The 25,929-nt window shown below is 61.4% G+C and carries 30 protein-coding genes and 1 riboswitch; of the genes, 18 read left to right on the top strand and 12 right to left on the bottom strand.

The window, feature by feature from the left end; translation table 11 throughout:
- The first annotated feature begins 55 nt into the window (after window positions 1-55).
- From RE432_RS12575 to RE432_RS12535, 9 genes are all read left to right on the top strand, one after another.
- Window positions 56-859, top strand: a complete 804-nt coding sequence (locus tag RE432_RS12575) for a MetQ/NlpA family ABC transporter substrate-binding protein (RefSeq protein WP_310933745.1) — start codon at window positions 56-58, stop codon at window positions 857-859.
- A 128-nt stretch (window positions 860-987) separates the two neighbouring features.
- A complete protein-coding gene (locus tag RE432_RS12570) occupies window positions 988-1,338 on the top strand; it encodes a hypothetical protein (protein ID WP_310933744.1) in 351 nt (116 codons plus the stop codon).
- A 21-nt stretch (window positions 1,339-1,359) separates the two neighbouring features.
- Entirely contained in the window at window positions 1,360-2,643 is a 1,284-nt protein-coding gene (locus RE432_RS12565) for an NAD(P)/FAD-dependent oxidoreductase (protein ID WP_310933743.1), read from the top strand.
- Window positions 2,644-2,659: 16 nt separating this feature from the next.
- The gene (locus tag RE432_RS12560; protein ID WP_310933742.1) at window positions 2,660-3,673 is read left to right on the top strand and encodes a YeeE/YedE family protein; all 1,014 of its coding nucleotides are present in this window, start codon (window positions 2,660-2,662) and stop codon (window positions 3,671-3,673) included.
- Between the two features lie 3 nt (window positions 3,674-3,676).
- On the top strand, window positions 3,677-4,501 hold the full coding sequence (locus RE432_RS12555; RefSeq protein WP_310933741.1) for a thiosulfate oxidation carrier protein SoxY: 825 nt from the start codon (window positions 3,677-3,679) through the stop codon (window positions 4,499-4,501).
- A gap of 38 nt (window positions 4,502-4,539) precedes the next feature.
- Window positions 4,540-4,731, top strand: a complete 192-nt coding sequence (locus RE432_RS12550; protein ID WP_310933740.1) for a hypothetical protein — start codon at window positions 4,540-4,542, stop codon at window positions 4,729-4,731.
- A complete protein-coding gene (locus RE432_RS12545) occupies window positions 4,728-6,251 on the top strand; it encodes a CHAD domain-containing protein (RefSeq protein WP_310933739.1) in 1,524 nt (507 codons plus the stop codon). The genes RE432_RS12550 and RE432_RS12545 overlap by 4 nt, the downstream gene beginning before the upstream one ends.
- 3 nt (window positions 6,252-6,254) lie before the next feature.
- Window positions 6,255-7,001 carry an AAA family ATPase gene (locus RE432_RS12540; protein ID WP_310933738.1) on the top strand — a complete coding sequence of 249 codons (747 nt, stop codon included), beginning with the start codon at window positions 6,255-6,257 and terminating at the stop codon, window positions 6,999-7,001.
- A gap of 46 nt (window positions 7,002-7,047) precedes the next feature.
- On the top strand, window positions 7,048-7,230 hold the full coding sequence (locus RE432_RS12535; RefSeq protein ID WP_310933737.1) for a hypothetical protein: 183 nt from the start codon (window positions 7,048-7,050) through the stop codon (window positions 7,228-7,230).
- Window positions 7,231-7,311: 81 nt separating this feature from the next.
- Here the strand turns inward: RE432_RS12535 and RE432_RS12530 are convergent, their stop codons facing one another.
- The 4 genes from RE432_RS12530 to RE432_RS12515 all read right to left on the bottom strand — a co-directional run bounded on the left by RE432_RS12530 (window position 7,312) and on the right by RE432_RS12515 (window position 11,267).
- Window positions 7,312-8,208: a dienelactone hydrolase family protein gene (locus RE432_RS12530; RefSeq protein ID WP_409079853.1), complete on the bottom strand. Its 897-nt coding sequence runs from the start codon at window positions 8,206-8,208 to the stop codon at window positions 7,312-7,314.
- A 97-nt stretch (window positions 8,209-8,305) separates the two neighbouring features.
- Window positions 8,306-9,073: an enoyl-CoA hydratase gene (locus RE432_RS12525; RefSeq protein WP_310933736.1), complete on the bottom strand. Its 768-nt coding sequence runs from the start codon at window positions 9,071-9,073 to the stop codon at window positions 8,306-8,308.
- A complete protein-coding gene (locus RE432_RS12520) occupies window positions 9,070-10,251 on the bottom strand; it encodes a CoA transferase (protein WP_310933735.1) in 1,182 nt (393 codons plus the stop codon). Before RE432_RS12520 ends, RE432_RS12525 begins: the two co-directional genes overlap by 4 nt.
- A 125-nt stretch (window positions 10,252-10,376) precedes the next feature.
- The gene (locus tag RE432_RS12515) at window positions 10,377-11,267 is read right to left on the bottom strand and encodes a LysR family transcriptional regulator (RefSeq protein ID WP_310933734.1); all 891 of its coding nucleotides are present in this window, start codon (window positions 11,265-11,267) and stop codon (window positions 10,377-10,379) included.
- Window positions 11,268-11,583: 316 nt separating this feature from the next.
- Between RE432_RS12515 and RE432_RS12510 the strand changes: the two genes are divergently transcribed.
- The 9 genes from RE432_RS12510 (at window position 11,584) to RE432_RS12470 (ending at window position 19,248) form a co-directional block, all read left to right on the top strand.
- Window positions 11,584-11,907 carry a helix-turn-helix transcriptional regulator gene (locus RE432_RS12510; protein WP_310933733.1) on the top strand — a complete coding sequence of 108 codons (324 nt, stop codon included), beginning with the start codon at window positions 11,584-11,586 and terminating at the stop codon, window positions 11,905-11,907.
- 6 nt (window positions 11,908-11,913) lie between these two features.
- A complete protein-coding gene (locus RE432_RS12505; protein WP_310933732.1) occupies window positions 11,914-13,017 on the top strand; it encodes a carboxynorspermidine decarboxylase in 1,104 nt (367 codons plus the stop codon).
- A 40-nt stretch (window positions 13,018-13,057) separates the two neighbouring features.
- Window positions 13,058-14,455 (top strand): saccharopine dehydrogenase family protein, encoded by a 1,398-nt coding sequence (locus RE432_RS12500; protein ID WP_310933731.1) that lies wholly within the window; start codon window positions 13,058-13,060, stop codon window positions 14,453-14,455.
- Between the two features lie 227 nt (window positions 14,456-14,682).
- The gene (locus RE432_RS12495) at window positions 14,683-15,741 is read left to right on the top strand and encodes a methionine ABC transporter ATP-binding protein (RefSeq protein ID WP_310933730.1); all 1,059 of its coding nucleotides are present in this window, start codon (window positions 14,683-14,685) and stop codon (window positions 15,739-15,741) included.
- Entirely contained in the window at window positions 15,722-16,375 is a 654-nt protein-coding gene (locus RE432_RS12490) for a methionine ABC transporter permease (protein ID WP_310933729.1), read from the top strand. Before RE432_RS12495 ends, RE432_RS12490 begins: the two co-directional genes overlap by 20 nt.
- 49 nt (window positions 16,376-16,424) lie before the next feature.
- On the top strand, window positions 16,425-17,225 hold the full coding sequence (locus RE432_RS12485; protein WP_310933728.1) for a MetQ/NlpA family ABC transporter substrate-binding protein: 801 nt from the start codon (window positions 16,425-16,427) through the stop codon (window positions 17,223-17,225).
- 246 nt (window positions 17,226-17,471) lie between these two features.
- Window positions 17,472-18,038 (top strand): cytochrome b, encoded by a 567-nt coding sequence (locus RE432_RS12480; protein WP_310933727.1) that lies wholly within the window; start codon window positions 17,472-17,474, stop codon window positions 18,036-18,038.
- Between the two features lie 19 nt (window positions 18,039-18,057).
- Window positions 18,058-18,630: a YceI family protein gene (locus RE432_RS12475; RefSeq protein ID WP_310933726.1), complete on the top strand. Its 573-nt coding sequence runs from the start codon at window positions 18,058-18,060 to the stop codon at window positions 18,628-18,630.
- A gap of 48 nt (window positions 18,631-18,678) precedes the next feature.
- Window positions 18,679-19,248, top strand: coding sequence for a YceI family protein (locus tag RE432_RS12470; protein ID WP_310933725.1), 570 nt, complete (start codon window positions 18,679-18,681; stop codon window positions 19,246-19,248).
- 32 nt (window positions 19,249-19,280) lie between these two features.
- On the opposite strand, the gene RE432_RS12465 is transcribed toward RE432_RS12470, so the two are convergent.
- The 8 genes from RE432_RS12465 to RE432_RS12430 all read right to left on the bottom strand — a co-directional run bounded on the left by RE432_RS12465 (window position 19,281) and on the right by RE432_RS12430 (window position 25,920).
- Entirely contained in the window at window positions 19,281-20,576 is a 1,296-nt protein-coding gene (locus RE432_RS12465) for an LLM class flavin-dependent oxidoreductase (RefSeq protein ID WP_310934221.1), read from the bottom strand.
- Window positions 20,577-20,596: 20 nt separating this feature from the next.
- The gene (locus RE432_RS12460; RefSeq protein WP_310933724.1) at window positions 20,597-21,379 is read right to left on the bottom strand and encodes a 3-oxoacyl-ACP reductase; all 783 of its coding nucleotides are present in this window, start codon (window positions 21,377-21,379) and stop codon (window positions 20,597-20,599) included.
- Between the two features lie 52 nt (window positions 21,380-21,431).
- A riboswitch (TPP riboswitch) is annotated at window positions 21,432-21,533 on the bottom strand.
- A gap of 21 nt (window positions 21,534-21,554) precedes the next feature.
- A complete protein-coding gene (gene rbsK / locus RE432_RS12455; protein WP_310934220.1) occupies window positions 21,555-22,484 on the bottom strand; it encodes a ribokinase in 930 nt (309 codons plus the stop codon).
- 20 nt (window positions 22,485-22,504) lie between these two features.
- Entirely contained in the window at window positions 22,505-22,948 is a 444-nt protein-coding gene (locus tag RE432_RS12450) for an RpiB/LacA/LacB family sugar-phosphate isomerase (RefSeq protein ID WP_310933723.1), read from the bottom strand.
- 44 nt (window positions 22,949-22,992) lie between these two features.
- Entirely contained in the window at window positions 22,993-23,793 is an 801-nt protein-coding gene (locus RE432_RS12445; RefSeq protein ID WP_310933722.1) for a transporter substrate-binding domain-containing protein, read from the bottom strand.
- A gap of 28 nt (window positions 23,794-23,821) precedes the next feature.
- A complete protein-coding gene (locus RE432_RS12440) occupies window positions 23,822-24,577 on the bottom strand; it encodes an amino acid ABC transporter ATP-binding protein (RefSeq protein WP_310933721.1) in 756 nt (251 codons plus the stop codon).
- On the bottom strand, window positions 24,570-25,226 hold the full coding sequence (locus RE432_RS12435; protein ID WP_310933720.1) for an amino acid ABC transporter permease: 657 nt from the start codon (window positions 25,224-25,226) through the stop codon (window positions 24,570-24,572). Before RE432_RS12435 ends, RE432_RS12440 begins: the two co-directional genes overlap by 8 nt.
- Before the next feature lie 13 nt (window positions 25,227-25,239).
- Window positions 25,240-25,920 carry an amino acid ABC transporter permease gene (locus RE432_RS12430; RefSeq protein ID WP_310933719.1) on the bottom strand — a complete coding sequence of 227 codons (681 nt, stop codon included), beginning with the start codon at window positions 25,918-25,920 and terminating at the stop codon, window positions 25,240-25,242.
- Window positions 25,921-25,929 lie beyond the last annotated feature (9 nt).

The raw sequence follows: 25,929 nt of genomic DNA, 5'->3' as shown, positions 1-25,929 counted from the left end.
GGGCTGGGCTTGCACAATGGGCCCGCCGCCGCTTACTGAGTTCAAAGAGGTTTATATGCTGAAGTCACCCCTACGCCGAGTTCTTGCCGCCGCGTCATTCACGGCGCTGTTTTTCACCGGACCCGCCCTGGCGCAAGATGCCCCGTTGCGTGTCGGCGTCACCGCCGGTCCGCACGCCCAAATGGGCGAAGTCGTCAAGCAATTGGCCGAAAAACAGGGCCTGGAAGTCAAACTGGTTGAGTTCAGCGACTTCATCCAGCCCAATGCGGCGCTGGATGCAGGCGATATCGACATCAACGTCTATCAGCACCGGCCTTTTCTTGAATCGCAAAACAGTACCCGCGGCTACAAGCTTGCCGCTGTCGCCGACGGCGTCGTCCAGCAAATGGGGATTTATTCCAAACGCCATACATCGCTGGCCGATTTACCCACAGGCGCGCAGCTTGCCATCCCCAACGACCCCACCAACGGCGCACGCGCGCTGCTGGTGCTGCAAGCTGCCGGGCTGATCAAGCTCAAGCCGGGCGTGACTGTGACCGCCTCGCCATTCGATATTGTCGAGAATCCCAAAAAGCTGAAGATCATTGAAATCGAAGCGGCGCAACTGCCCCACTCGCTGGCTGACGTGGACGCCGCAGCCGTCAATTCGGCCTATGCGGTCCAGGCCGGACTGTCCCCCACCAAAGACGCGCTGACGCTTGAAAGCGATAGCGCTGAATTTGCCGTGGTGGTCATCGCCGCCCGCGAAGATAATAAAGACGATCCCCGCATTGCCCGCTACATCAAGGCCTACCGGTCTGACGAGCTGAAAAAATTCGTTCAAGAGACGTTTGCCGACGCCTACGCCACCACCTGGTAGCCGCACGTGCCGGCCAGGCCGGCGCGTCTCATTACCAAAAATCATAAGCATGGATAAGAAAGGTCGTTTGAATTGGCAGGGCTCATGGGTACCATGCCAATTCTTACAAATTGATTAAAAGTAAATCCATGCGTACTGTTTCGAGCATAGCGCGGGCAACCGCCGCGGCATCCGCCCTTGCGGCCGGCTTCGCCCTGTTGCCGGCCGCAGCGGCCCAATCCACATTCGACATCACCGTGCAGGCCGGCGCCTGTGCCAACTGCCACGGGACCGACGGCCGGTCGCCCGGGGGCATCCCTTCGATCGCCGGACGGCCCGAAAGCATTCTTGCCGCGCAGCTCATGGCCTTCAAGTCGGATGCGCCGCCTCCCAATACCACCATCATGAACCGTCTGATCAAGGGGTTCAGCGACGAGGAAATCGCGGCGCTCGCCCGCCATTTCTCGCAGATCACATCACAAGCCGAATCCGGTAAATAAGGCCAGCAAATGAAGAGTCCTGTGAATTTCTCCCGCCGTCAATGGCTGGGCCGCGCCGGCAAAGCCACGGCCGCCGGCGCCCTGTTGTTGTCGGTTCCCGCCTATGCCCGGCCCTCGGCGGCGCGCGTCGTGATTGTTGGCGGCGGTTTCGGCGGGGCAACCGCGGCCCGCTACATCAAGCGCCGCAACCCGGCCATCGAGGTCACGCTGCTTGAACCCGCGAAGACCTTTTATACCTGCCCGTTCACCAATCTGTACTTTGGCGGGCTGCGCACGTTCGAACAGCAAGGCCACGGCTTCGACGACCTGCGCGCGCTGGGCGTGAACGTCGTGCACGACTACGCATCGGCCGTGGACGCCTCGGCCCGGAAAGTCAGCCTGGGCGGCGGCCAAACCCTTGCGTATGACAAGCTGCTCTTGTCGCCCGGCATCGATTTTCGCTGGAATGCCCTGGAAGGCTACGATGAAGCCGCCTCGCAGTTAGCGCCGCATGCCTGGAAGGCCGGGCCGCAATCCACCTTGCTCAAGAAGCAGCTGGAATCCATGCCGGATGGGGGCACCTTCCTGATGGTCGCGCCAGCCAATCCCTTCCGCTGCCCGCCCGGCCCCTACGAGCGGGTCAGCATGGTGGCGCATTACCTGAAACACAACAAACCCAAATCCAAGATCGTCATCCTGGATGCGAAAGACGCATTCTCCAAGCAAGGGCTTTTCCAGGACGGCTGGAAACAGCTCTACGGCGACCTGATCGAATGGGTGCCGCTGTCCAAAGATGGCAAAGTCGTTCGCGTCGACGCCCAGAACCTGTCGGTGGAAAGCGAGTTCGGCGAAATCCACAAGGCCGATGTGCTCAATGTCATTCCGCCGCAGAAAGCAGGCGCTATTGCCGAACAGGCCGGCGTCACCAATGAAAGCGGCTGGGTGCCGGTCAAGCATCAAACCTTCGAATCCGAGCTCGTGCCTGACATCTATGTCGTGGGGGACGCCACCCTTGCCGCGCCCATGCCCAAGTCGGGCTTTTCAGCCAACGCCCAGGCCAAGGTGGCCGCCGCCGCCATCGTCAACGCGCTGGCCGGCAAGCCTGCCGCGCAAGCGTCGTTTACCAACACCTGCTACAGCCTGATCGCGCCCGACTACGGGATATCGGTTGCCCACTTGTACGCACTCAAAGACGGTAAGCTGGTGGAAGCCTCCGGCGGCGTCAGCCCCAAAGAGGCGGATGCCACTTTCCGCAAGCTTGAAGCCGAATACGGCCAGGCATGGTACAACGCCATAGCGCTCGATACATGGGGTACGCGCGCCTGACCTGCTCATATTATGTATGCAACAACTTGAACTTGTGCTCTGGGCCGGCCTGGCCATTGGTTTTGTTTTTGGCGCCAGTGGCCAGATTAGCGGATTCTGCCTGCATCGCGGCCTGAAGGAATACTGGTCGGGCCGCGATGGCTACAAGCTGCATGCGTTCGCCCTGGCCCTGGCCATTGCGCTGGCCGGTACACAGATCGTGGCCTCAATGGGGCTGGTCGATATCGGCCAGTCCCTGTACATGACGCCCTCGTTTTCTTGGTTGCTGCTGCCCCTGGGCGGGGTAATGTTCGGCTACGGCATGGGGCTGGCGAATGGCTGCGGAGCACGGGCGCTGGTATTGCTGGCACAGGGCAATCTAAGATCCTTCGTCGTGCTGGTATGCCTGGGCATCGCCGCCTACATGACCCTCAGGGGCGTGGCGGCGCCCTTGCGCATCGCCGCCGCAGAACTGACGACGCTCGCCCCCGCCTTGGCAACGGTGCCTGACGGCATCGTACGCGCCGTGGTCGTCGGGACGCTGACGGCCGCGCTGGCGCTCTTCTCCCTGCGGCCGCGCGCCAGCGGGCAGCGCTTGCGCGACCTGGCGGGCGGCGCGGTGACAGGCTTGCTGGTCGTGGCCGGATGGCTGACCACCGGGTGGCTGGGGGCGGACGACTTCGAGCCCACGCCTGTCGCCTCGCTCAGCTTTGTTGCGCCGATCGGCGACACCCTCCAATACACCATGATTGCCACCGGGATGAGCTTGCGCTTCGGGGTCGCAGTGGTGCTGGGCGTGCTGGCCGGTTCCTTTCTGGCCGCGGCCCTGCGCGGCGGCTTGCGGCTCGAAGGATTCGAGTCGCCGCGCCAGATGTCCCGCTTTATGGCCGGGGGCGTATTGATGGGCGCTGGCGGCGCGCTGGCCCTGGGCTGTTCGATCGGCCAGGGGCTGACAGGCCTGTCCACCCTTGCCTATAGCTCAATGATATCCGCGTCTGCCATCATCGTCGGCGCACGCATTGCCTGGAAGCGCGGACTGTCCGCGCATTGAAGAATGAATCGTGCACTGACCCGCCCCCAGGCAAACCACAGCATCACCCGCCGGCGCGCGCTGCGCTTTGCCCTGGCCGGCATGGCCGCATGCTTGATCCCCCAAGGCGCGCACGCGCAGGCCTGGCGCAGCATTCCATTGATCCGCGACCATGTCGGCGACGCGCAGCCCGCCGGTCAAGACCTGGCGCTGGGCTTGCCCCTGGTGGCAGAGGACGGCTCCGCCGTGCCGCTGACGATCCAGTCCAGTCTGAAACCGGAAGGGCCATCCATACGGCGCCTGGCGATCTTTGCCCCCGGGAACCCCAGCCCTGAAGTGGCGGAGTTCGAGTTCGGGCCGGACATCGGCGCGCTGAACCTGGCCACCCGGATTCGCCTGAGCGAGTCGCAAACCGTGATTGCCGTGGCGCACACCGATGACGGCCGCGTAGTAATCGCCGAACGCGAAGTGCGTGTCACCGCCAGCGGCTGTATCGCCCCGGCGCAATCGGACGGTACCAACGACATGAAGACCCGCGTTCGCGTGCCAAAGCACTGGGAACCGGGCACAGCGGGCGAAGTCCTGACTATGATCACGCACCCCATGATCACCGGCCTGGCGACCGACGCCGGCGGCGCCACGCCGCCACAACGCATTATCACGGCCTTCAAGGCGACACTGGACGGCAAGCCCGTCATCACGGCCCGCTATCACCGCTCGCTGTCCATCAACCCCTATCTGCGATTTGACATGGCGCCCCGGCAAGGCGGCGACATGCGCTTTGAATGGACGGAAGATACCGGGCGTGTGGCTGAGCATCGGGAAACGGTTCACCTTGACCGCCTATGAACGTCATGAAATAATGACGTCATCTATAGGTGGAAGTCATGGCAAAAGATAAACCGGGCAGCACAAAAAAAACGAACGCCGACGACAAAAAAAATACGTCCTTGCGCCTGGATAAAAAAACGCTCAAAGCACTGAAGATCCGCGCCATAGAAGAAGACTCAAGTGTGCAGAAAATCATCGAGACACTGATCCAGGCTTATATAAGCTCCCCCGCCAAGAAGCACGAATGAACGAGTCCGGCATCGATTGCTACCACCTGCCCGTCGCCGCCCTGGGCGAACTGACGACACAAGCTGTCGGCAAACTTACCCCCGTCCTGACACCCCAGAACGACATCGTGCCCTATACGGCGCGCGACAGCTTCGATCAAGCACTGCGCCGCTCGGGCCGCATGCTTCTGCAAACCGGCACCTGTGCCAAGCTGTTGCGCGCCGATGGCTTCATCACCGAACAGCCGGGGAAAAACGAAATACAGTTCATTGCCGATTTCCCGAAAGGTCCCGTCAAGCATGCCCTGGCGGATTGCTCGCCGCTGCGGCGCCTGCTCTCTATCGGATCGGGCGAAATGCAGCAAGCCGTCCTGGCGCTGATGGACGACGAGGGCAAGACCCACTGCCGGGCCTGCCTGACCTTCCTGACCACGACGAAAGGCCGCTCCGCGGCCTTGGCCGCGCTTCAAGGGATAAAAGGCTACGATGCCTCGCTGGACGCATTGCGCGAACATATCCAGAAACTGGGCGGCACCGCCTTCAGCAGCGGCGCCTTGTATGGCCAGCTCTTTCCCACCCGATCGGCCTACGCAGCCAAACCGGACATCCTCATCGCAAGCGATACGACGGCGTTCGAGGCGGCAAACACGTTTATTTCCGCCTACATTCCGCTTGCCCGTGCCAATGTGCCGGGCATCATCGCCGACCACGACACGGAATTTCTTCATGACTACCGCATCCAGCTGCGCAAGATCCGATCGGTACTGAGCCTGTTCAAGGGGGTCTACGACGCGCGGCAAGCAGCAAGCCTGAAAGCCCAATTCGCCGCGCTGATGGCGCCAACGGGCCGATTGCGGGATCTGGATGTCCACCTGCTGGAAAAACAGGTGTACTACGACCTTGCGCCCCACACGCTGCACAAGGGCCTGGACGCGCTCTACGGCATGTTTGCCGAACACAGGCAGACCGAGCAATTAAAGTTGGCGCGCCACCTGCGCAGCAGCGGCCACAAGCAGGCCATGGCTGGCCTTGCCGCCAGCTTTGCCCGGCCAGGCGTCCTGAAGCAAGGCCCCAATGCCGATCTGCCGGCCCAGGCATATGCCCGCAAGCTGATCTGGAAACGCTATCGCAAGGTATGCAAAACCGCAGCGGCCATCGGCCCCGACACGGACGACGCCGACGTCCACGCCTTGCGCATCCACTGCAAGAAGCTGCGCTACCTGATGGAGCTCTTCGGGCCGGTCTTCCCCCCTGCAGCCTTCAAAAAGCTGCTTAAAGCCCTGAAGGGCCTGCAGAACAACCTGGGCCGGTTCAACGACTACTCGGTTCATCAGGCCAGCCTGCAGGCCATCCTGCTGGAATGGCCCCAGGCGCAGAGCCCCCACAGCCTTGAAATTGCCCAAAGCCTGGGGGCATTGATCGGGGCGCTGCACAATCGCCAGCTTCAGGAACGTGCCAAGATCATGAAGAACTTTGCGCGATTCAACAGCCCGGCCATACAACAGACATTTAGCGCGCTCTTTCAAGCGCCAAAGGCCTGAATTATGAACATCATCGCCTGCTATTCGAACAAGGGAGGCGTCGGCAAGACGGCGACCTCGGTCAATCTGGCCTACGCAATGGCCGCCTCGGGAAAGCGGACGCTGTTGTGCGACCTTGACCCCCAGGGCGCATCGGGCTTCTATTTCCGGGTCAAGCCGTCAAAGAAGCTGACGGACGCGGCTTTTTTCAAGGATGTCGAAAAATTCACCGATGCGATCCGCGGCAGCGACTACGGCAATCTGGATATCCTTCCCGCCAACATGAGCTTCCGCGACTTCGACGTTTTCCTGTCACGGATGCGCAACAGCCGTTCAAGACTCAAGAAATCATTGAAGGCGGTCAAGAAAGATTACGACGTGATCATCCTGGACTGCCCGCCCAGCATCTCTACGCTTTCCGAGAACATCTTTCGATCCGCCGACGCCATCTTGGTGCCGGTCATTCCGACGACGCTGTCGCAACGCACATTTGAACAACTGGTCGCGTTCTTCAAGGACCACAAGCTTCCAGAGAAAAAACTGCACGGATTCTTCTCCATGGTGCAAGGCGTCAAGACACTGCATGTCGACACCATCGACGCCATGCGCGCCGCAGCCAAACGACGCTTCATGCAGACCCAGATTCCATTTGCCTCCGACATCGAGCGCATGGGCATTCATCGCGCGCCGGTCATGGCCACGGCGCCCGGCAGCGCCGCCGGCAAGGCCTATCAGGCGCTGTGCGACGAAATCCAGGACAGGATTTCCTGATATTTGCGTGTATGCTGTAAACCCGCAACAGAAAAGGATGAAACGAATGTTCAAGCAGAAGAACAAAGCTGTGGCCGTGGCAGCCATGGGCATGTTGATGCTCGCCCTGGCCGGATGCCAGAAAGAAGGCCCGGCCGAGAAAGCAGGAAAAGAAATCGACAAAGCGGTCAGCAGCGCGGGGGACCAGATTCAGGCGGCCGGAGACAAAATTCAAAGCGCGGCGAAATAACCATCGCGCTTCTTGATTCAGCCATGCACCAAGGGAAGCACAGCGCCCTTGGCGCATGTACAGCACGGGCCGGGCCTGGAATCAGCCCAAATACTTGGCGAACCAATCCAGCGCGCGCGTCCAGCCGTCCTTCGCGCTGTCGGCCCGGTAGCTGGGCCGGTAATCGGCATGGAAGGCGTGCGGCGCATCGGGGTAGACCACAAAGGTGGAAGCCTTGGCCGCGTCAGACCCGGCGGCCAGCGCCTGTTTCATCGCGTCTATGGTGTCGAGCGCGATCCCGGTATCTTTGCCGCCGTACAAGCCCAGGACGGGACCGCTGAGCTTGCCGGCCACATCGACAGGCTGGACCGGATGCAGTTCGTCGCTGGCGCCCACCAAGCGGCCATACCACGCGACGCCCGCCTTGACGGCGGGATTATGCGCGGTGTACAGCCAGGTAATACGCCCGCCCCAGCAAAAACCGGTAATGCCCAGGCGCTTGGCGTCGCCGCCGTTCTGGCCGGCCCAGGTCACCGCGGCATCGAGATCCGCCATCACCTGCTGATCGGGCACCTTGTTGACGACCTCGCTGATCAGCTTGGGGACTTCGGTGTAGCCGCTTGGGTCGCCCTGCCGGGCATAGAGCTCGGGCGCGATGGCCAGATAACCTTCCTTGGCGAATCGCCGGCACACGTCTTTGATGTATTCGTGCACACCGAAGATTTCCTGAATGACCAACACCACGGGCAAATCTGTTTTCCCTTCCGGGGCCGCCCAATAGGCCGGAAAGGTGTCAGCGCCGGCCGGCACATCGGCAACGCCGTCGACCAGCCCCTGGGTATCCGTGCTGATAACGGTCTGCGCCGCGACCGGTCCCGCGGCCAGGGCGAATCCGCCCGCCAGCGACGTGGCCATGAAGCCGCGCCGGTTCAGCCGCAAAGGCGGCAGCAGGCTGTCGAACTCGGTGTCTTGTAATGGATTGTCCTGCGGTTTGCTCATATCGTCCCCCGATCATAAAGAAACTGCGTCTGTTCCCCTCCCGATAAAATGTAGCGCACTATAGGCGGCTTGTGCGGAAAAAAAATCGTCGCCCGGTTTATTTCGGCCGCGCCGAACCCGAGAAAAAGGCGGCCACCCCGCGATGGAAATCATCGCTGCCATACACCGACTGGATCAAGTCTCCGTCGTCCAGATTCTGTTCGGCGACGATGCGCCTGAGGCTTTCCTTGACGGCCGCCTGCGTGACAGGCGACAAGCCCATCAGCCGCAGCGCCAAGGCGTGGGCCGCGGCTTCCAGCTTGTCTTGGGGGCAGACTTCATAGACGAAGCCGCATGCCAATGCCTCCTGGGCCGAGAGGTACTCGGCCAGCAACAGCATCTTCTTGACCCGCGGCACGCCCAAGGCGGCCTGCAAACGGGCCAGATTGCGTGAAGACAGCGTGTTGGACAGGGTCTTGGCGATCGGGGCGCCAAAACGCGAATGGTCGCTGCACACCCGGAAATCGCAGACGGTTGCCAGGGCCAGTCCGCCGCCCACGGCCCACCCATCGATGACGGCGACGGTGGGCACTGCAATCCGCTCCACGGCGTCCATGACACGTTCAACGAAGGCCTCGTAATCGAGGCCTTCATGGCCATGGCGGAAATCCTTGAAATACGAAATATCCGTGCCTGAAATGAAGGACTTCCCGCCCGCGCCCCGGAACAGCATGCAGCGCACCGCCGGGTCGCCTGCGCACTGTCCGATCAGCGCCAGCAGGGATTCGTACATGGGCAGCGTCATCGCATTGTGCCGATCAACGCGGTCGATCACGATTTCGGCCGCGCCCGATTCATGCATGACCAGTCTGACTGCTTCGTTCATGGCGTCCCCTCTGATTGATGGCCGGCTTCGATTTCCGTCCTGATTTCCTGATTGTGTTCGCCCAGCAGCGGCGGCGGGCGGCGCACTTGTTGCGGCGTACCCAGCATTTTGACTGGGAAACCAATATTCTTGACCTTGCCCTCGATGGGATGATCTATTTCCATGCACATGCGCCGATGCGTGCCGTGCTCGCCCTCAAAGGCTTCCGGGTAGGTCAGGATGGGCCCGGCCGGAATGCCGGCGGCAAGCAAGACCTCGACCCAGTCATCGGCATCGCGCGCGGCGAACTCCTGCTCCAGCGCCTCGATCAGCGCTTCGCGGTGTTTCAGCCGCTGCGACACGGTGTCGTAATCAGGATGGCTGATCAGGTCCGGGCGCTGCAGCAGCTCGCACAATTTGCCCCACAGCTTCTGGTTGGTCGCCCCCATGACGAAATAGCCGTCGCGCGCCTTCACCGCTTGGTAGGGGGCGCTCATTTTATTGCTGGTGCCCGTTGGTCCCGGCGGCACGCCCGTACCCCAGTAATCGGACATGTCCCAGATCGAGAAGGCCATCGCCGCGTCGAACAGCGAGGCATCGATATGCTGGCCTTCGCCGGTCTTTTGCGCACCGATATAAGCCGAGAGCAATCCGTAGACGGCAAACAGCGCGCAACCGATGTCGGCGACCGGGACACCCGCCTTGACGGGCTTCCCCCCTTTGTAGCCGGTCACGCTCATGACGCCCGACATGGCCTGGGCCATCAAGTCGAATCCCGGGCGCGAGGCCCAGGGCCCGCTTTGGCCAAAACCGGAAATACTGACGTAGATGATCTTCGGGTTGATCGCCTTGATGCTTTCGTAGTCGATGCGCAATCGCTGCACCACGCCCGGACGATAATTCTCGACGATGACGTCGGCGGTCTTAGCCAGGTCGTAGAAGAACGCGCGATCTTCTTCGCTTTTCAGATTCAGGGTCAGCGAGCGCTTGTTCCGGTTCAGATTCAGGAAGCCCATGCTGTCGGGCCCCTTCATCTTGAAACCCATGGCGCCCCGCGTCTGGTCGCCGCCGGGCGGCTCCACCTTGATCACATCCGCCCCCAGATCGGCCAGCATCATGCAGGCAAACGGCCCGGCCATCACCTGGCTGACATCCAGTACGCGTATGCCTTGCAGCGGCAAAGGTTTTTTTTGAGCCATATTGTCTCCTGTCTTGATCGTTATGAACCCTATTCTTGACTGTACGCGCGCAGGCGGCAAGCCCGCCGGGCGCATGCCTGGCTTCGCATTTTGCGAAATCACCGTGGCGTAGCGAAAAAAAGGGCTCAGGCCTGGGGGCCGATCAGCGCCTGGACCACGTTGTGCAGCGCTTGCTGCTGCACATGGGTGTCGATGGCCGACAGCATATAGCTGCGCTCATGCCAGTCGCCCTGGATCTGCGCCGTCGCCAGCGCCGGGTCCAGGTGAAAGCCATGCAGAACGCCGGGGGGCATCAACCCCACGCCCAGGCCATGCCGGACCAGCGCCAGCATGGTATCGAAGCCGCTGACCGCGAACTTGTTCTGGAACAGCCGGCCGCGGCTGCGGTAGGCCCGCTGCACCGCCGCCAGAATGGCCGACCCTTTGCCCAGGGCAATGAGCGGTGCGTCAAGAAGGTCGCCCAGCGGCACGGGCTCCGAAGGAAACGAAAAATGCGAACGGCTGTAAACCAGCACCAACTGGTCCTGCCGGTAATCGTAGCGCGCCAGGTCCAGGAAGCCGCTTTTCTTTTCATAGATGCCCACGTCGATGACCTTATCGCGCAGCAACTGCTGCACAATTTTGCTGTTCTCTTCGATGACCTGGACGGTAATGCCGGGGTAGCGCTGCTGGATGAAGGCAATATCCCTGGCCAGGAACTGAATGACGACGGTCTTGGGCGCGCCGATGACGACCCGGCCTTCGCGTCCCTGGCTGATGGCCTGGGCATCGTCCTGCAGGCGGTGAACCAGGTTGTCGATCTGCCGGATGTGCTGCAGCAGCTTCTGGCCCGATTCCGTCAGCCTGACGCCATGGGACACGCGCATGAACAGTTTCGTCCCCAGTTGCCGCTCAAGCCCGCTGATCCGGCGCGATGCCGCCGCCACGGCAAGGTTGAGCTTGTCCGCGGCGCGCGAAATGCTGCCCTCTTCAGAAATGGCCAGCACAAGCTGAACGGTGGTCGCGTCGATCTTCACGGGGGTCCCGACTGGTTGGACTCTGGGCGATGGGTGTGCTTCAGGCGTCATCTTACCCGACTCGCAACAGGCCGCAGGCCGATCGCCTTCCGGAGCGTTCTTTCTTCCCCGCCCTGCGGCAGCGGACCAATTATGCATCCTATTGAATATTCATTTGAAAACATATAACATAGCGTGCATAAATGGATGGCCGAGCCCGCGGTACGGCTCGGCCTCGCACCCGCCCCGGCCACGAACAAGCAAAGGAATCACCATGCCCAAGAAGCCCAACAAGGCGAAAACGGCACCTGCTGGCAGTAAACCAAAGCATGACTACGTGAATGGAATCGCCACCCAGATCAACGCCACCACCGTGGACACGCTGAAAGATCTGCGCAAAGCCACCCACCACACCCAGGAAGACCTGGCCATCGCGCTGGGCGTGGGCCAGGGCACGGTTTCCCGAATCGAAAAGCGCAACGACATGCTGGTTTCCACCCTGCAACACTATATAGAAAGCGTTGGGGGCAGGATGCAGATCCTGGCCACCTTCCCAAACCGGCCGGCACTGGTCATCGAACGGCTGGGCAAGAAGAACACCACCCAACACAAAGACACCAACGTTAAACCTCCGGGCTCGAACAGCCTGCCCGCCACCTGATACACGATGCACACTTTACCCACCCCCTACTACCTCATCGACAAGTCAGCCCTGCTGCGCAACCTCGAAACCATAGACTATATTCGCGAGCATTCAGGCGCCAAGGTATTGCTGGCGCTCAAGTGCTTTGCCACCTGGTCGGTCTTCGACCTGATGCGCCGCCACATGGACGGCACGACCTCCTCCTCTCTGTACGAAGTCAAGCTGGGCTACCAGAAGTTCGGCGGCGAGACCCATGCCTACAGCGTCGCCTTTGCTGACCACGAAATCCAGGAAGTGGTCGCCAACTGCGACAAGATCATTTTCAATTCGATCAACCAACTGAAGCGATTCGCCCCATTTGCCCAGGGCAAGCCCATGGGCCTGCGCCTGAACCCCGGCGTCAGTTGCGCCGGTTTCGACTTGGCCGACCCGGCCCGCGCATACAGCCGGCTGGGCGAAAGCGACCCCGAACGCCTGCTATCCATCGCCGACCTGCTGGACGGCGTCATGATCCACAACAACTGCGAGAATAACGATTTTGCGCGGTTCGACAGCTTGCTGACGCAGGTCGAGGAACGCTACGGCGCCCTCTTGCAGCGGCTGAAGTGGGTCAGCCTGGGCGGCGGCATCAGCTTTACGGCCCCGGATTATCCAGTGGACGCCTTTTGCCAGCGCCTGCGCCGCTTTGCGCAAGCATACGGCGTACAGGTCTATCTGGAGCCGGGCGAAGCGGCGGTGCGCCACAGCACGACGCTGGAAGTCAGCGTATTGGATATCGGCTTCAACGGGAAGCACCTGGCCGTGGTCGACAGCTCGACCGAAGCCCATATGCTCGACCTGCTGATTTACCGCGAGACCGCCCCCTTGGGCGACGGCGCCGGCGAACATGAATATATGGTTTGCGGCAAAACCTGCCTGGCGGGCGACATCTTCGGCGAAGGCCGCTTTGCCGCGCCGCTGCAAGTGGGCGATCGCATTTCAATCGGCGACGCCGCCGGCTACACCATGGTCAAGAAAAACTGGTTCAACGGCGTACACATGCCGTCAATCGCAGTCAAAGAAGCCGATGGCTCGGTGCGCGTAGTGCGCGAATTTTCCTTTGACGACTACGTCAACAGTCTGTCCTGACAGCACTGCACTTATTTCAAAAATTGGGGGATTATCCACAATGAAACGCAATGTCCTTATTATCGGCGCCGGCGGCGTAGCCCATGTAGCCGCGCACAAATGCGCGCAGAACAACATTTTGCTGGGCGATATCCACATCGCATCGCGCACGCTCGAAAAATGCCAGGCCATCATCGCGTCCATCAAGGAAAAAGACAGCCTGCGCGGCCCCGGCCGTCTGCAAGCCCATGCACTGGACGCGCTGGATATCGAAGCCACCAAGGCCTTGATCCGTTCCACAAACAGCCAGATCGTCATCAACGTGGGCTCGCCCTTCCTGAACATGGCGGTCTTGAGCGCCTGCATAGAAACCGGCGCTGCCTACCTGGATACCGCTATCCACGAAGACCCCAGCAAGGTCTGCGAACCGCCGCCCTGGTATGGCAACTACGAATGGAAACGCCGCGACGACTGCCTGAAAGCCGACGTCACGGCCATATTGGGCGTGGGCTTCGACCCGGGTGTGGTCAACGCCTATGGCCGTTTTGCCATGGACACCTATTTCGACAAAGTCGAATCGATCGACATCATCGATATCAACGCCGGCAGCCACGGCCGCTACTTTGCCACCAACTTCGATCCCGAAATCAACTTTCGCGAATTCACCTCGACCGTCTGGTCGTGGGAGCAAAACCAATGGAAGGCCAATGCCATGTTCGAGCGCCGGCAGGACTGGGACATGCCGGTAGTGGGCAAGAACACCACCTACCTGACCGGACACGACGAACTGCACTCCATGTCGAAGAATCTGGGCGTGCCCAATATCCGTTTCTGGATGGGCTTCGGCGACCATTACATCAATGTCTTCACCGTGCTCAAGAACCTGGGCCTGCTGTCCGAACAGCCCGTGCGCACCGCCGAAGGGCTGGAAGTCGTGCCGCTCAAGGTCGTCAAGGCCGTCTTGCCCGATCCCGCGTCACTTGCGCCCGGCTACACGGGCAAAACCTGCATCGGCGACCTGGTCAAGGGCAAGAAAAACGGCAAGCCGCAGGAAGTCCTGATCTACAACATCTGCGACCACAAGGACAGCTACGAAGAAGTCGGCAGCCAGGCCATTTCGTATACCGCCGGCGTGCCGGTGGTCGCCGCCGCCATGCTGATCGCCGATGGCGCCTGGGATGTGGGCCAGATGGCCAATGTGGAAGAGCTCGACCCCAAACCCTTCATCGAACTGATGAACCGCATGGGGCTGGTGACCCGCGTACGCGATGCGCAAGGCGACCGCGTGCTGCATCCGCAGCGCGAGTCCAGCACGATGGTCCATGCCAAAAAACGCAGCCACGACATCTCCGCCGGCTACTACGGCAAAGGTGAGCGCAGCCGCCCGGAGCACCAGCCCTTCGTCGAACCCGCCGTGCATTCCGGGAAAATCGTCGCCAGTACCCGCAACCTTTCCTGAGCGCAAGACGTCCCGGGTGCGCTGCGCCCGGGACGTCCAGCCCGTTCCCCGCCCTATCCACAACCAGAGCAGGAAGCACGCTTTTATATAACCAAAAGGAATATAAAATCAGCTAAAAGTTCCTTCGTGCGTGACGTTTCCATCGCTTACAATCACTCAACCTTTACTATCTACGGCAGCAGCCCCGTTGTTTGCAAACGGCCTGCTGCCTTTCTTATTGCCGCGTCATGATAGAGATACAAGCAGTTTCCCAGCGTTTCGACGGCCCGTCAGGACCCGTCGACGCCATACGCAATGTCAGTATTTCAGTGAAGAAAGGCGAAGTCTTCGGCATTATCGGGCGCAGCGGCGCCGGTAAAAGCACCTTGGTCCGAACCCTGAACATGCTGAACCGCCCCACCCAGGGCCACATCGTTCTGGATGGCCAGGAGATGACATCGCTGAACCCGGCCAGGCTGCGCGAGGCGCGCCGCCATATCGGCATGATTTTCCAGCATTTCAACCTGCTATCGTCAAGAACAGTGCGCGGCAATGTTGCCCTGCCTCTGGAACTGGCCGGCATACCCAAGCCTGAAATCAACCGCAAGGTCGACGAGCTTCTGGAACTGGTGGACCTGACCGCCCTGGCCGACCGCTACCCGGCGCAAATCAGCGGCGGACAGAAGCAGCGCGTGGGCATTGCGCGCGCCCTGGCCAACAACCCCAAGGTCCTGCTGTCCGACGAGGCCACGTCCGCCCTGGATCCCGAAACGACCAAGTCGATTCTGGAACTGCTCAGAAAGATCAATCGCGAGTTGGGGCTGACCATTGTGCTGATCACCCACCAGATGGAAGTGATCAAGCAGATTTGCGACCGCATGGCCGTCATGGAGGCCGGCGAGGTCATCGAGCTGGGCCCCGTGCTCGACATATTCAGGGCGCCACGGCATCCCGTCACCCGCGCCATGATCGGCGACGTCATCTCGCTGGACCTGCCCAAAGGCGTTCTGCAGCGGGTGCGCGCGCAACTGGCGCAAGCCAAGGAAGGCGATGCGCAGTCCCACTTGCTGCGCCTGGCCTTTACCGGCAGCGGCGTAGAAGAACCCCTGCTGTCGGAAGCGGTACGCCGCTTTGACCTGGACTTCAATATCCTGCATGGCCAGATCGACGAAATCCAGGAACAGGCCTTCGGCTCCCTGGCGATTCTGGCACGGGGCAGCGACGAGCAAATCGAACAGGCGAAAGCCTTCATGCAAACACGAGGCGTAACGGTAGAGGAGCTGAACCATGTCATCGCAGTTGATTGATCTATTCATCAAGTCATTCGTCGAAACGCTGATCATGGTGGGCATTTCCGGCCTGGTCGGCTCGCTGGTCGGCGTACCGCTGGGCATCTTGCTCCATCTGACGGACCGCAAAGGCGTGCTGCCCGTCCTGAGCCTGAACCGCAGCCTGGGCATCGTGGTGAATGCGGTGCGCTCCACGCCATTCATTATTCTGCTGGTTGCCATCATTCCGTTCACACGGCTGATTGTCGGCACCTCGATCGGCACAGCCGCCGCCATCGTCCCCCTGACGATCGCCGCCGCGCCATTTGTGGCGCGCCTGGTCGAAACGGCGCTGCGCGAAGTGGACCGGGGGCTTGTCGAGGCGGCGCAGGCCATGGGGGCAACGACCTGGCAGATCGTCTACAAGGTGCTGGTGCCGGAAGCCTTCCCCGGCATTGTCGCCGGCCTGACCATTACCCTGGTCAGCCTGGTGGGCTACTCGGCGATGGCGGGCGCGGTGGGCGGCGGCGGCTTGGGCGACCTGGGCATCCGCTACGGCTACCAGCGCTTTCTGCCGGAAGTCATGCTGCTGGTTGTCTTGATCCTGATCGTCTTTGTGCAACTGATGCAAACATTGGGCGACGCTTTGGTGCGCCGCCTGAGTCATCGCTGACCAATCCACGGTTCATGCGAATTTGGTTTTACTTTTCAAAAGGAAGAAAATGAAACGTCGTCAATTACTGCAATGGTTTGCCGGTCTGGGTGTTGTCGCCAGCCTGGCCGCCGGTCCCGCCCTGGCCCAGGACAAAACCTACAAAATCGGCGTCACGGCCGGTCCCCATGCCCAGATCCTGGAGTTCGTCAAAGGCATTGCCGCCCAGGACGGTTTGAAGATAGAAGTCGTGGAATTCAGCGATTACGTGCAACCCAATGCGGCGCTGGCTGCCGGCGACCTGGACGCCAACAGCTACCAGCACCTGCCCTATCTGGATGCGCAGATCAAGGATCGCGGCTACACATTGAGCAATGTCGGCTATACCATCACGTTTCCCATGGGGATCTATTCCAAGAAAGTAAAATCGCTGGACGAGCTCAAGAATGGCGCCCGCGTCGGCATTCCCAATGACCCGACCAATGGCGGACGCGCTTTGCTGGTGCTGGAATCGCAAGGCATCCTGAAGCTGAATCCCGATGCCGGCCTGAAGGCCACCCCCCTGGATATCGTCGACAATCCGAAAAAGCTGAACATCGTCGAACTGGACGCCGCCCAGTTGCCGCGTTCGCTGTCCGATCTGGATGCCGCGGCCGTCAACGGCAACTACGCCGCCTCCGCCGGCCTGGACCCGGTCACGGATGCCATTGCCATCGAAGACGCCAAAGGCCCCTACGCAAACATCATCGCGGTTCGCACTGAAGACAAGGACCAGGCCTGGGTTGCCAAGCTGGTCAAGGCCTATCATTCGCCCGAAACCAAAGACTTCGTGCTCAAGACGTTCAAGAACTCGGTCATTGCCTCCTGGTAATGCCGACTGAGCCGCGGCGCGGCGCCAGGTCTGGGTAAACGACCTGGCGCCGGCACAGCCCGCGGCACGGCGGGCGCGTCCCTATTCCTGAACGCATAGCCACTGAACGTGGCGAGACATCCCGCCCCAAAACCCGCTCATTGTCCTATTCATGGGACAGTGTTATCCATGCACAGACCTTCCCCTTGATTATGGGAATCAATACAATAGCTTTTTTCTGACAGATTCCTGAATACTCGAGCAAGCATGAACCCCCGTTACACGCGTACCGCAATGCTGTTGCACTGGCTGGTGGCCTTGGGCCTGATGGGTACCTTCGCGCTGGGCTTTTACATGCACGACCTGCCGCTGTCGCCGGGCAAGCTCAAGTTTTACTCATGGCATAAATGGGCGGGCGTCACGCTATTCATGCTGATATTGGCCCGCCTGGCCTGGCGGCTGACCCACACCCCTCCGCCGCTGCCCGCGAACATGACGCGCGCCACGCGCTTTGCCGCCCACGCGGCGCACTGGCTGCTGTACGCCCTGATGCTGGCCATCCCGCTGAGCGGCTGGACCATGAGCTCGGCCCAGGGCTTCCAGGTCGTGTGGTTTGGCGTGCTGCCCCTGCCCAATCTGGTTTCCAAGGATCCGGCTTTAGGCGAGCTGCTGCAACAAACCCATCAGATACTGAACTACACCCTGCTGGCGCTGGTCATTGCCCACGTCGCCGCAGCCCTGAAGCACCACTTCATTGACCGCGACACCGTACTGACGCGCATGCTGCCCGCCGGCAGGCGCAAAGCGGCCGCGCCGCAGATTTCAACGCATTGACGCATACCCGGAGAACCGCATGAACACCCGCCTGCTGCACCAAGCCGCACTATCCGCCACGCTGGCGCTGGCCCCTTTTGTCAGCGCCCATGCCACGGAGTACACCACCCTGGACACCGCAAGCAGCCGCATTGCGTTTTCTTATCAACAAATGGGTGTCACGATGGAGGGCGGCTTCAACGCCATCGAAGCGCCTGCATTCAGTTTCGACCCGGCGGCGCCCGAAAAGGCCAGCGTCGTCCTTCAGATTCCCTTGGCAGGCATCGATGTGGGCACTGAAGAGGCCAACGCCGAAATCGAGAAAAGCGAATGGCTGAACACGCCGGCCCACCCCCTGGCCCGCTTCGAGTCGAGCACCGTCCAGGCGCTGGGCGGCAATCGCTATCAGCTCACCGGTGAACTGGCCATCAAAGGCAAGACCCAAGCCGTCAGCGCGCCCTTCTCGCTTGAAGAACAGGACGGCTCGGCCTTGTTTACCGGCACATTTACGCTCAAGCGCGGCGACTTCGGCATAGGCGAAGGCGACTGGAGCGACTTCAGCATTGTGGCGAACGACATCCAGGTCACCTTCAATGTCGTGGCCAAGCCGTAATACCCTTTTTGACTCACCTTCCATCCCCTGTTTTCCAAAGGATTGCACATGAAAAAACATTTCGCCATGATGGCGCTTGCCGCCCTGTTTGCCGCCCCCGCACTGGCCGCGCCCAGCACGTATGCGGTGGATTCCAGCCATACTTTCCCGCGCTTTTCCTATGACCACATGGGGATGTCCAAGCAAATCTCGCGTTTCGACACCACCACAGGCACCGTCACGCTGGACAAGGAAGCCAGCACCGGGTCGGTCGACATCAGCATAGACATGACGTCGGTCAGCACCGGCTCCAAAGCGTTTGACGGCCACATCCAGGGCGCCGACTTCCTGGATACCGCCAATCATCCCACCGCGACGTTCAAGTCGACCCAGGTCACCTTCCAGGACGGCAAGCCCGTCAGCATCGACGGCGACCTGACCATCAAAGGCATTACCAAGCCCGTCACCCTGACGGTCACCTCATTTGTGAACCAGCCGCATCCCATGCTCAAGAAAGACGCCATCGGCGCCAACGCCACCGTGGTGATCAAGCGCAGCGACTTCAATGCCGGCAAGTTTGCGCCTGCCGTGGGCGATGAAGTCACCCTGGACATTGCGCTGGAAGCCGTCCAGCAATAACCGTCCGCGCCCGGTACGGCACGACAGGGCCGTCAGCTTCCGGGCGATGCGGGACGCGGCAAGCCCAGATGTCCGCGCAAGGTGTCTGTTTCGTAGTCCTTGCGAAACAGGCCGCGCCGCTGCAGCACCGGTACGACCTGATCGACGAAATCGTCGATGCCGCCCGGCAGCGCAGGCGGCATCAGGTTGAAGCCGTCGGCCCCCTCGTTCAGCAGCCACCGCTCCATCTCATCGGCAATCTGCTCGGGGGTGCCTACCATGGTGCAATGTCCGCCCCCGGCCGCCAGTCGGCCCAGCAACTGGCGCACCGTGGGCTGTTCCGTCTGGATGATGCGCAGCACCGTTGCGTAGCGGCCCTTGGGGCCAGTGAACGCCTCCAGCGGCGGCAAAGCGGGCACGGGCGCATCCAGTTCCCAGGCCGTGCAGTCCTGGCCCACATACATGCCCAATTGCCGCAACGCATCCTGCGCGGGCAACAGTTCGTCCAGCGCGCGCTGTTTGGCCCGCGCTTCGTCCTGGGTCGAGCCCACATAGGCGACCAGGCCCGGCATGATCGGAACGGGATCGGTCCGGCCCGCCTCGCGCACCCGCCTCTTGATGTCGCGATAATAGTCTTGCGCCGCCGCCAGATCGTAGGCCACGGCATAGATGGCCTCGGCCCGGCGCGCAGCCAGGTCCCGGCCCTGCTCCGACGCGCCGGCCTGGAACAGCACGGGATGGCCTTGAGGCGGACGCGGTATGGTCAGCGGTCCATCGACCCGGAAATGCTCGCCCTGGTGATCGATGGCGCGCACCGATTCAGGTGAAACGTAAGCACCCTGCCGGTCAAGTTGCGGCGCATCGTCGCGCCAGGAATCCCACAGGCGCAGCGCCACATCGACGAACTCTTCCGCCCGCGTGTAACGCCAGTCGTGCCCGGGCATGGCATCGAAGCCGTGATTGCGCGCTTCTGAGTCAAACATGGAGGTCACCACATTCCACCCTATCCGCCCCTTCGAAATATGGTCCAGCGACGCAACCATGCGCGCCGCGTGGAACGGGGTGTAGAAAGTACTGGAGACGGTGCTGATCAGGCCGATGCGCTGCGTGGCGCGGCTGATGGCCGCCAGGGCGGTCAAGGGTTCCAGGAACCAGCGCGGGCCGTCCGGCAGGTTATCGGTGGACTGCCCATCGGCAAAGAAAATGGCGTCCAGCTTGCCGCGCTCGGCTGTTTGCGCCAACTGCTCGTAATAGCCGATGTCGCCCAGGCGCTCGACCGCCGAGTCGGGATGGCGCCAAGCGGCCCGGTGGTGTCCGCAGCCGAAGATGAAAAGGTTCAGGTGAAGCATCCGTTTTGTCATGGCCCGTCCTAGTTCTTGACCAGGCCGCCGTCGACCACCAGATTCTGTCCTGTCACAGACCGTGACCAGGGCGACGCGAAGAACAACGCGGCATCGGCGAACTCGGCCGGCGTAGTCACACGGCGCAGCGGCGTGCTCGATGCGATCAGGTTGAACACCGCTTCCGGCGTGGCTGCCGAGGCATCCGTGCTGCGCAGCAGCCCGCCCGACAGCATATTGACGGTAATGCCGTCCGGGCCCAGGTCATGCGACAGCGTGCGCGTGAGCGACAGCAAGGCGGCTTTGGCGGCGGTGTAGTCGTGATAGGGCACGACCGGATTCTGGAACAGGTTGGTGCCTATATTGATGATGCGGCCAAAGCCCTGTTCGCGCATGCCCGGCAGCGCGGCCTGCGTGGTGTTCAAGGCAGCGCGCACTACGCCTTCGAACTGCTGGTTCAGTTGCGCCCACGACAAGGCATCGGCATGCGGCCTGGCGTCGCCATTGAACGAAAATGCCGGCAAGGCATTATTGACCACGGTGGTGACCGGCGCGCCAAAGCGCTCGCGCGCCTGGGCCAGCATGGCCTGCACGGCATCGGCGTCCGTGACGTCGGCCTGCGCGGCGAACGCGCGTTCCGGCGCACCGGCAGCCAGCGCGCGGGCGCTCTCGGCGCTATTCAGGTAGTTGACGACAACGCGGGCGCCTTCTCGCAAAAAGGCGCCCGCAATATGCCGGCCCAGGCCCCGGCCGCCGCCGGTGACCAGGACGACCTGCTGATGAATGGGAAATGCTGCTGGGCTGTTCTTCATGGCATACCTTCGCGGAAATAGCAAAGGTATGCGCGCGCGGCAATGCTGCCGCTGGCCCCATGGCCGACATCCCTTCGCCAGTGCTAACTGTTTCAGGTTCGACGGGTGTCGATCTCAGCCGGCCGTTTCGGGCCAGGCACCCCGTGTCGCGGTGCCATCATAGCGCAAAAACCCCTTAAGGCCTCAATACGGCCCGTATCTCGGCCAAGGTGGGCATGGACACGCCCGCGCCGTGGCGCGTCACGGAAATGCCCGCCAGCGCCGCGGCAAAGCGCATGGCATCGCGCGCCGGCATGCCCTGCCCCAGCCCCACGGCGAAACCGGCTGTAAAGCCATCGCCCGCGCCGGTGGTGTCGACGCAAGCGCCGGCCTTGACGGGCGGGACCAGAAAGGTTTCGGTGTGATTGCAAAACAGCGCGCCCCGCTCACCCAAGGTCACGATGACGTTGCCCACCCCCTTTTGCAGTAGCGCCCGCGCCGCCGCTTCGGCCTGTTCAAGGGTTTCGACGGGCAAGCCCGTCAACAGGCCGGCCTCGGTTTCGTTAGGCAACAGGTAATCGCACAAAGCAAATATCGCATCCGGCAAAGGCACGGCGGGCGCAGGATTCAGAATGCTGGCCACCCCGTGGCGGCGCGCCAGTTCCAGTCCACGCAGCGCGACCTCGACGGGTTGCTCCAGTTGCACGACAAAGACATCGGACGCAGCAATGTCGGCTTCGACGCGGTCGATATCGGCCGCTTGCATCGTGCCCGATGCCCCTGGAAAAACCGTGATCGCATTGCCGCCGGTCGACGGGTCGACGAAGATGCCGGCCGCGCCGGTGGCCTGCCCCTTGACCACCACGGCTTTGCTGTGCACCCCTTCGTCGCGCCAGAATTGCGCCGCATCCTGGCCAAAGGCATCATCACCGATGAAGGTAAAGAATGACACCCGTCCACCCGCCCGGGCGGCGGCCACGGCCTGGTTGGACCCTTTTCCGCCGTGCCCCCGGGTGAAACCCGTCGCGGCGATGGTTTCACCGGGAGCCGGCAAGCGGCTCGCGGTGAAAACCAGGTCGGCGGCATAAATGCCGGCAACAAAGATGGCGGGATGATCCTGCTGCATGTCGTCCGCCTTGCCAGCGCTCAAGCCAGGTCCATGGCGTGCAGTTTCTCGACCCGCCGGCGGCAATCCTCGTCGGTCGAGAACTCGGCCTTGAGGTAAGCCCCGACCAGATCGACCGCCAGCCACGGCCCGACGATCTGCGCGCCGATGCACATGACATTGACGTCATCGTGCTCGACGCACTGATGCGCGGAATGGATGTCGTGGCACACTGCGGCCCGGATGCCCTTGACCTTGTTGGCGGCGATACATGCGCCAACACCCGTGCCGCACACCATGATGCCGCGCTCCGCGCCGCCGGAGGTCAACTGCCCGGTCAGCGCGCGGGCGATATCCGGAAAGTCCACCGGCTGTTCATCGTAACTGCCCACATCATTGACCTCGTGGCCCAGGCTCTTGATGTGATCCACAATCGCCTGCTTCAAAGGCCAGCCGGCGTGGTCCGAACCAATAACAATACGCATGACGCTATTCCTGTTTACTGAAAAATCGATGTGATCCCGGACACTTAATTGCCGCGCATGTCTTCGGGCAATTCGGTACCGTAGTATTTCTTGTAGATCTCGTTCAGCTTGCCATTCTTGACATTGGCATCGACCCACTCATTGACCTTGGCCAAAAGACGCGCCTCGCCTTTCTTCACGCCAATGGCCAGGTCGAAGTTGCGCAGGACGAACAAAGGCTTGAAGTTGTCCTTGCCGATTTTCTGATCGATCTGAGCCACCAGCGACTGCGAGGTGGCAACCATCTTGGCCTGTCCGCTGACGGCCGCCGTCACCAGGGTCGCGTCATCATCATAGCGCGCAACCTTGTACCCATACTTGGATGCCTGGGGCGTCAGCTCGGTGTCTTGCGTGGTGCCGCGGGTCACCGCCACCGTATGGCCCTTCATGGTTTCCAGACTGCTGACAGGGATGTCCTGATAACCCGCGACAATGGATTGCAGCACGGCATAGCGATGCGAAAAGTCGATGACCTTGGCCCGCTCTTCCGTCACCGACAGGGTCGACACCACGATATCGGCTTTGTCCGTCTGTAGGTTCGGAATGCGGGTGGCGCCGGTGGTCTGGACCAGCTCATATTCCAGGCCCCAGTCCTTGGCCAGCAGTTTTCCGACCTCGACGTCGGCGCCCATCGGTTCCATCGATGCGCTCATCATGCCCGCGGGCGGAATGCCCAGGTCGGTGGATATGCGGATTTTCCCGCTTTTGGTGACGTTGTCCAGCACATCGGCATGGGCCACGGCGGCAACACCGGCCATCATGCCGGCGGCGCACAGCAAGGATGTCAGGAAGGTACGTTTTTTCATGGTAGGTCTCCGGTTTATATAGGTCATGTCAGAGTTCGTTCTGCAGGAACTCCTTGAGCTCTGGCGTCTGGGGATCGTTCAGCATGTCCGCGCTCCCCTTCTCCCAAACTTTTCCTTCGTGCATGAAGATAATCGTGTCGGCGACGCGCCGCGCAAAGTTCATTTCGTGCGTGACCATGATCATGGTCATGCCTTTCCGGGCCAGGTCCTCGATCACGCGCAGCACTTCACCCGTCAATTGCGGATCGAGCGCGGATGTGACCTCGTCGAACAGCATCACCTTGGGTTCCATGGCCAGCGAACGCGCTATGGCCACCCGCTGCTGCTGTCCGCCCGACAACTGCTCAGGATATTGGGTCGCCTTTTCAAGCAGGCCCACCTGCCCCAGGACACGGCGAGCCAGTTCCCGGGCATCTTGCTTGGACAGCTTCTTGACCGCGGTGGGCGCCAGCATGACGTTCTCTTCGATCGTCAGGTGCGGAAACAGGTTATAGCTCTGGAACACAATGCCAATGTCCAGCCGCAGGGACTTCCGGTCCACATCGGGGTCATCGACCCGGTGGCTGCAGACGGCGATGGTGCCGCTGTCTATGGTTTCCAGCAGGTCGATGCAGCGCAGCGCCGTGCTCTTGCCTGAACCGCTGCGGCCGATAATGGCCACCACCTCGCCGCGGCCGACCTCCATATCGACGCCGCGCAGGACCTCGGTCTGGCCGAATTTCTTGTGGACGCCTTCCAGGCGCACTACCACATCGCGGGCCTGGGCCCCGTTCGTGTCAAGCATAAGATTGGCCTCCCGCCTTGTTCTCCAGCCTCCTGCTCAGCATCGAGAGCGGATAACACATCAAAAAATATAAGAAGGCGATGAGCAAATAGATCACGAACGGCTGAAAGATCGTGTTGTTCACAATTTGCCCCGCCCGGACCAGTTCAACAAACCCGACCACCGACGCCAGCGAGGTGTTCTTGATGATCTGCACCATGAACCCCACGGTGGGCGGGGTCGCAATCCGGATCGCCTGCGGCAGAATCACTTTGGTCATGCGCTGCACCCGACTCAGCGCCAGGCATTCGGCCGCTTCCCATTGCGCCTGCGGCACAGACTGTATCGAACCGCGCCAGCTTTCGCCCAGGTAGGCCGACACATACACCGACAGCGATACCGAAGCGGCCGCCAGCGGCGATACGGTCAAGCCCAGGGACGGCAGGCCGAAATACATCAGAAAGATAATCACCAGCACGGGCGTACCCTGGATGATCTGTATATAAAGCGCCGTGGCCACGCGCAGCCATCGCAGCGTGCTGATCCGGCACAAGGCCACGATCAGCGCCAGCACGCCCCCGCATATCAGGGCGATGGTAGACAAACCCACCGTCCACAAAGCGCCTTTCAATAAAAAGGCAAGGTATCCAACCGCAAAACTCTGTCCCATGCGCGCGCCTCGCCTAGATCGGGGTGGCAAGCGCCCGGCGGCGCTTGAAAATCATCATGCCCAGGACCCAGAACAGCGCCCGCAGCAAGACCGACAAGGCGATATACAAACCACCTACAACCACATAGGTTTCCAGCGGCCGATAGGTATCCGACTGCACGAAGTTGGCCACGGCGGTCAGTTCTTCGGCGGAAATCTGTGAACAAATGGACGAGGCCAGCATCAGCAACACGAACTGGCTGGTCAGGGCGGGATAGACCCGCTCCAGCGCCTGCTTGAGGATGACATGCCAATAAACCTGCCAACGCGACAAGCCCAGGGTTTCGGCCGCTTCCAGTTGCCCTTTCTCAATGGAATCAAACCCCGAACGCATGATCTCGGCCGAATAGGCGCCAACGTTGATCGTCAAGGCAATCATGGCCACCAGCACGGCGTTCAATGACAGGCCCAGGCTGGACAGGCCAAAGTACACCAGGAAAATCTGCACCAGCAAAGGCGTGTTGCGGATGGCTTCGATGTAGCCGCCGCACAGCCGCTTCAGCCAAAGCCTGCGACCGCGCTTGCCTATGGCGCAGAAGGTGCCCAGTACGAAGCCGCAGGCCGTGGCAACCAGCGTCAGCTGGATGGTGAGGTACAGGCCCTGGACAAACATATCCCAGCGCGACAGCACGACAGAAAAATCCAATGTCGTCATCGGTGCCCC

The organism is Pusillimonas sp. SM2304, assembly GCF_031628915.1.
Classification (GTDB): domain Bacteria; phylum Pseudomonadota; class Gammaproteobacteria; order Burkholderiales; family Burkholderiaceae_B; genus Pusillimonas_C.
This window is presented reverse-complemented; position numbering and strand designations above follow the sequence as displayed.